Source organism: Streptomyces sp. S6, from assembly GCF_054880855.1.
Map to the genome: position 1 here is coordinate 1 of NZ_JBTYMC010000440.1, position 4,270 is coordinate 4,270.

Consider the following 4,270-nt stretch of genomic DNA (forward strand, 5'->3'; position numbering starts at 1 on the left):
GCGGCGGCCGTCGCCGGGGCGCTGGTCAGCGGGAGGACGCCTGTGGGGGCGGCGGCCGGGACGTACCCGTTCGTCGAGGGCACGGCGCGCACCGGGCAGGCGCTCGGGTCGTGGCTGATCGGGTTCGTGTTCCTGATGTTCGTCACCTGGGGCAGGCGCGCGTACAAGGACCCGCGTGCCCGGCGCACGATCGGCATCCTGTGGGACGTCGGCACGTTCTGGCCGCGCGCCGCACACCCCTTCGCGCCCCCCTGCTACGCCGAGCGGGCCGTCCCGGACCTCACCTGGCGGATGACGGCCTGGACCCGCGAGACCGGCGGCCGGCTCGTCATCTCCGGCCACTCGCAGGGCAGCGTCCTCGCCGCCGCCGCGGCCTGGCAGCTGGCGCCCGCCGACCGGGGCCGGGTCGCCCTGCTGACCTACGGCTCGCCCATCGAGCGTCTCTACGGCCGCTGGTTCCCCGCCCACTTCGGCCCGGACTCCCTCAAGGCGCTCCACGCGGACGTCGACTGCTGGCGCAACCTCTACCGCACCACCGACCCCATAGGAGGCCCGGTCCGCCTCCCGGACGTCGACTGCGCCCCCTTCGCCGACCCCCTGGAGTACGGCCGCACCACCCTGCACCCCCTCCCCGCCCCCCTCCTCGGCCACTCCGACTACCAGGCCGACCCGCACTTCGCCCGCGAACGCGGACGCCTCCTGAAGAGGCTCGGCGTCGCGCCCCTGAGGGAGAGTCCCTAGCCGCAGACGACGTCCCGCGCGGGCCGTTCGCCGGTCAGCAGGAAGCGGGTGACGAGCCGGTCGCCGCAGGCGTTGCCGTTGGCGAGGTAGACGCCGTGGCCGCCGCGTTCGACGGTGACCATGCGGGCCCGGTCGCCGAGGGCGGCGCGCAGCTTGAGGGCGCCCGCGTACGGGGTGGCCGGGTCGCGGCGGTTCTGGATCATCAGCACGTTCGACGGGCCGTCGTCCGTGATCCGGACCGGCTTGTCGGCGGGTGCGTCCTTCCAGAACGAGCACGGTGTGATGTTCGCCGTCATCCCGGCCGTCAGCGGGAACGCGGCACGGTTCGCGGCGACGGCCCGCTCGTACGCGGGGACCGAGCGGGGCCAGCGGACGTCGTTGCAGATGACCGCCATCGTGATCGCCGCGTCCTCGTCGGGCATCGGGCCCGCGACGTCCGGGGTGAGCACGGGAGTGGCCGCCGGGTCCATCACCTGCCGCATGAGCGCGGCGAGTCGGGGAAACGCGGTGTCGTCGTACAGGACGGTCTGCATCGCCTGCCGCAGCCGGTTCCCGGTGAGCGGCACCCCCGGCGTGGTCGTCCCGCGCGGACTGCGGTCCAGCTCGGCGGCCATCGACAGGAACAACTCCCGGACGTCCGACGGGTGTTCGGCCACCCGCAGCTCTCCCCGGGCCGGGTCGGCGGCCCACGCCGCGAAGTCCGGGAAGCGGTCCTCGGCACCGCGCGCCATGTTCGCGAGCCAACCCCGGCCCACCCGGGTGGGGTCGGGGTCGTCGTTGCTGTCCAGCACCCAACGGTCCGTGCGCTGCGGGTACTCCTGCGCGTACACGGCCCCCACGTACGTCCCGTACGACACCCCGTACGCCGACAGCTTCTCCTCGCCGAGCGCCTCCCGGAGCCGGTCGATGTCCCGGGCCTCGTTCCGCGTGCTGAGGCTGCGCAGCAGCGGCCCGCCGTGCTCGGCACAGGAGTTCGCGGTACGCCGGGCCCGCGCCACGTTCTCCGCGATGGACCCGTCCGCCGCCGGCCACGACCTCAGCGTCACCAGATGCCGGTCCTCGGCCGGGAGTTCACAGCTCGCCCGCGAACTGCCGCCCGTCCCGCGCGGATCGAAGCTGACGAGGTCGTAGGCGTCCCCCAACTGCTCGCGCAGCGCCGCCCCTTGGTGAGTGAGCCGCCGGACACCGGAACCCCCCGGACCGCCGGTGATCACCAGCAGGGTGCCGCGCCGCGCCTCGGGTCGGGTGCTCGCCAACCGGGAGACGGCGAGGGTGACGTGAGGTCCGTCAGGGTCGTCGTAGGAGAGGGGGACGGAGAGGTCGGCGCACTCCTGACCGGTGAGGTTGCACGGGCGCCAGCTGAGGCCGGGGGCTGTGGGACCGGCCGCCGAGGAGGGGACGGCGGAGAGGGTCAGAGCCGTCGCGGTGGCGGCGAGGGTGAGGGCGAGAACGCGTGAAGTCGTCATACCGATCATGCTGTCCGGACGCCGCACGGGTCACCATCCGGCGGACAGCATGATCGGGGTGGGGTTGTCCCCCCTACGAAATCTCCGGTGAACTCCCTTTGCCGTCAGCGCAGTTCGGGCAGATCCACCGCGTACAGCAGCGTCAGCTCGTCCGTGCTCGGCTCCACGACCTGCGCCACCCGGCTCGCGTGCCGCTCCACCATCGCCTCGAACGTCTGCCGCGCGGTACGGCCGTTGCCGAACGCGGGACCCTTCGGGATCTCCGCGAAGTACTGCAACAGCGCCTCCGGGGCGCCGCCCGCGAGCCGGTACTCGTGGTCGTCCGCCTGCTGCTGGACGATCCTCAGCAGCTCCTCGGGGCCGTAGTCACCGAAGGTGATGGTCCGTGAGAAACGGGACGCCACACCGGGGTTGACGGCGAGGAAGCGCTCCATCTCGGCGGTGTAGCCGGCGACGATCACCACGACCGCGTCGCGGTGGTCCTCCATCAGCTTCACCAGCGTGTCGATGGCCTCCTTGCCGAAGTCCCGGCCCGCGTCCTCCGGCGACAGCGCGTACGCCTCGTCGATGAACAGGACACCGCCACGCGCCCGTTCGAACGCCTCCTGCGTGCGGATCGCCGTCGACCCGATGTGCTCGCCGACCAGGTCGACCCGGGACACCTCGACCAGGTGGCCCTTCTCCAGGACGTCCAGCGCGGCGAGGATCTCGCCGTACAGGCGTGCCACCGTCGTCTTGCCGGTGCCGGGGGAGCCCGTGAACACCAAGTGGCGTTTCACGGAGGCCGCCTTGAGGCCGGCGCGCTGCCGGCGCCGGCCGACCTCGATCATGTCGATCAGCGCCCGCACCTCGCGCTTGACGCTGTCCAGGCCCACCAGCGCGTCGAGTTCGGACAGGACGTCCTTGGGGGCCTTGATCTCCATCGTCTGTTCCGACACCGACACCGACGCCGAGACGGCCACCGGCGGCTCCGGTACGGCGACCGGCCGCTGGTCCGGGATCGCGCCCAGCAGCCCGGGGGTGTGGGTGACGGCCTGCACGGCCGTCTCACGCGGCGTGAAAGAAGGGGCCGCCGGGGCGCGGACGCCGCCGCTCTCGTCGCTCGTGCAGTCCTCGACCAGCGGTCCCGAACCCGGCGCGGAGTCCGGCGCCTCCGCGAACTCGTAGCCGCCGCGCGCGCACCGCTCGGTACGGCACTTGCGCAGCGTCGTGCGGCTGCCGTCTATCACGTGGAAGCCGTAGCCGCCGCTGCCCGTGACCTTGCAGCCGTTGAAGGAGCCCCGGCCGCCCGCCGACACGTAGAACCCGGCCTCGGCGGGGGAGTCGACGGTGCACCGCTCGACCGTCGGGTCGGCGCCCTTCGTGACGATCACACCGGTCTGGACCGAGTCCACCGTGCAGTTGCTGAGGGTGCCGCCGCTGCCGTGGTCACGGAACCAGGCGCCCGTCGCCGCCTCGCGGATCCGGCAGTCGTCGAGCTGCGCCGTCGCGCCGTCGCTCACGGACACCGCCGTGTTGCGGACCTGCGTGAGGTCGCTGTCGACGACGTCCGCGCGCGAACCCCGGTCCAGGACGAACAGGGCGTCCGGCACGTCGTGCACCCGGCAGGAGTCCAGGACGGCCGTCGCGCCGTCGCTCACCCACACCGCCGGGTAGTCGCCGGTGCTGTCGAAGATCTCGCACTGGTTGGCGTCCACCCGGGTGCCCGGGTCCCACACCGACAGGCCGTTGCGCCCGAACTGCCGCACCGAGGTGCGGGTCAGCGTCAGGACGCTGCGCGAGCGCAGGTCCACGGCGTTCTCCGGGATGTCGTGGATGCGGCAGTCCGCGAGGGTGAGCACCGCGTCCGTGTCGAGGGTGACGCCGTCGGCGGTGGTGCGGTGGACGCCGCAGTCCGTGAAGTGCGCGGTGGCCCGCGCGGTGATCTGGACGCCGCTGCCGCGCACCTCGTAGATCTCGCAGCCCACCGCCTCCAGCGCCGAACCGTCGCCCGTGACGCTGACGCCCGCGCCGGAGGTGTGGTGCACGCGGGTGCGCTCCAGGCGCGGGTGCGCGCCCCCGCG

Annotated in this window: 2 protein-coding genes and 1 pseudogene; 1 reads left to right on the forward strand and 2 read right to left on the reverse strand. The window is 73.1% G+C overall.

Going from position 1 to position 4,270, the window contains the following annotated elements:
- Positions 1 to 741: pseudogene (locus ACVNF4_RS33180) on the forward strand (hypothetical protein); the annotation flags it as partial.
- Here ACVNF4_RS33180 and ACVNF4_RS33185 read toward each other — a convergent pair.
- Both ACVNF4_RS33185 and ACVNF4_RS33190 read right to left on the reverse strand, forming a co-directional pair.
- The gene (locus ACVNF4_RS33185; RefSeq protein WP_461806586.1) at positions 738 to 2,216 is read right to left on the reverse strand and encodes an alpha/beta hydrolase; all 1,479 of its coding nucleotides are present in this window, start codon (positions 2,214 to 2,216) and stop codon (positions 738 to 740) included. The pseudogene ACVNF4_RS33180 and the gene ACVNF4_RS33185 overlap by 4 nt on opposite strands.
- A 95-nt stretch (positions 2,217 to 2,311) precedes the next feature.
- On the reverse strand, positions 2,312 to 4,270 hold a 1,959-nt coding region (locus ACVNF4_RS33190; protein ID WP_461806585.1), incomplete at its 5' end, for a right-handed parallel beta-helix repeat-containing protein.

Excerpts from the sequence above, each read along its gene's own strand:
- ACVNF4_RS33185 (WP_461806586.1), bottom strand. The coding sequence starts at position 2,216 with ATGATCGGTATGACGACTTCACGCGTTCTCGCCCTCACCCTCGCCGCC.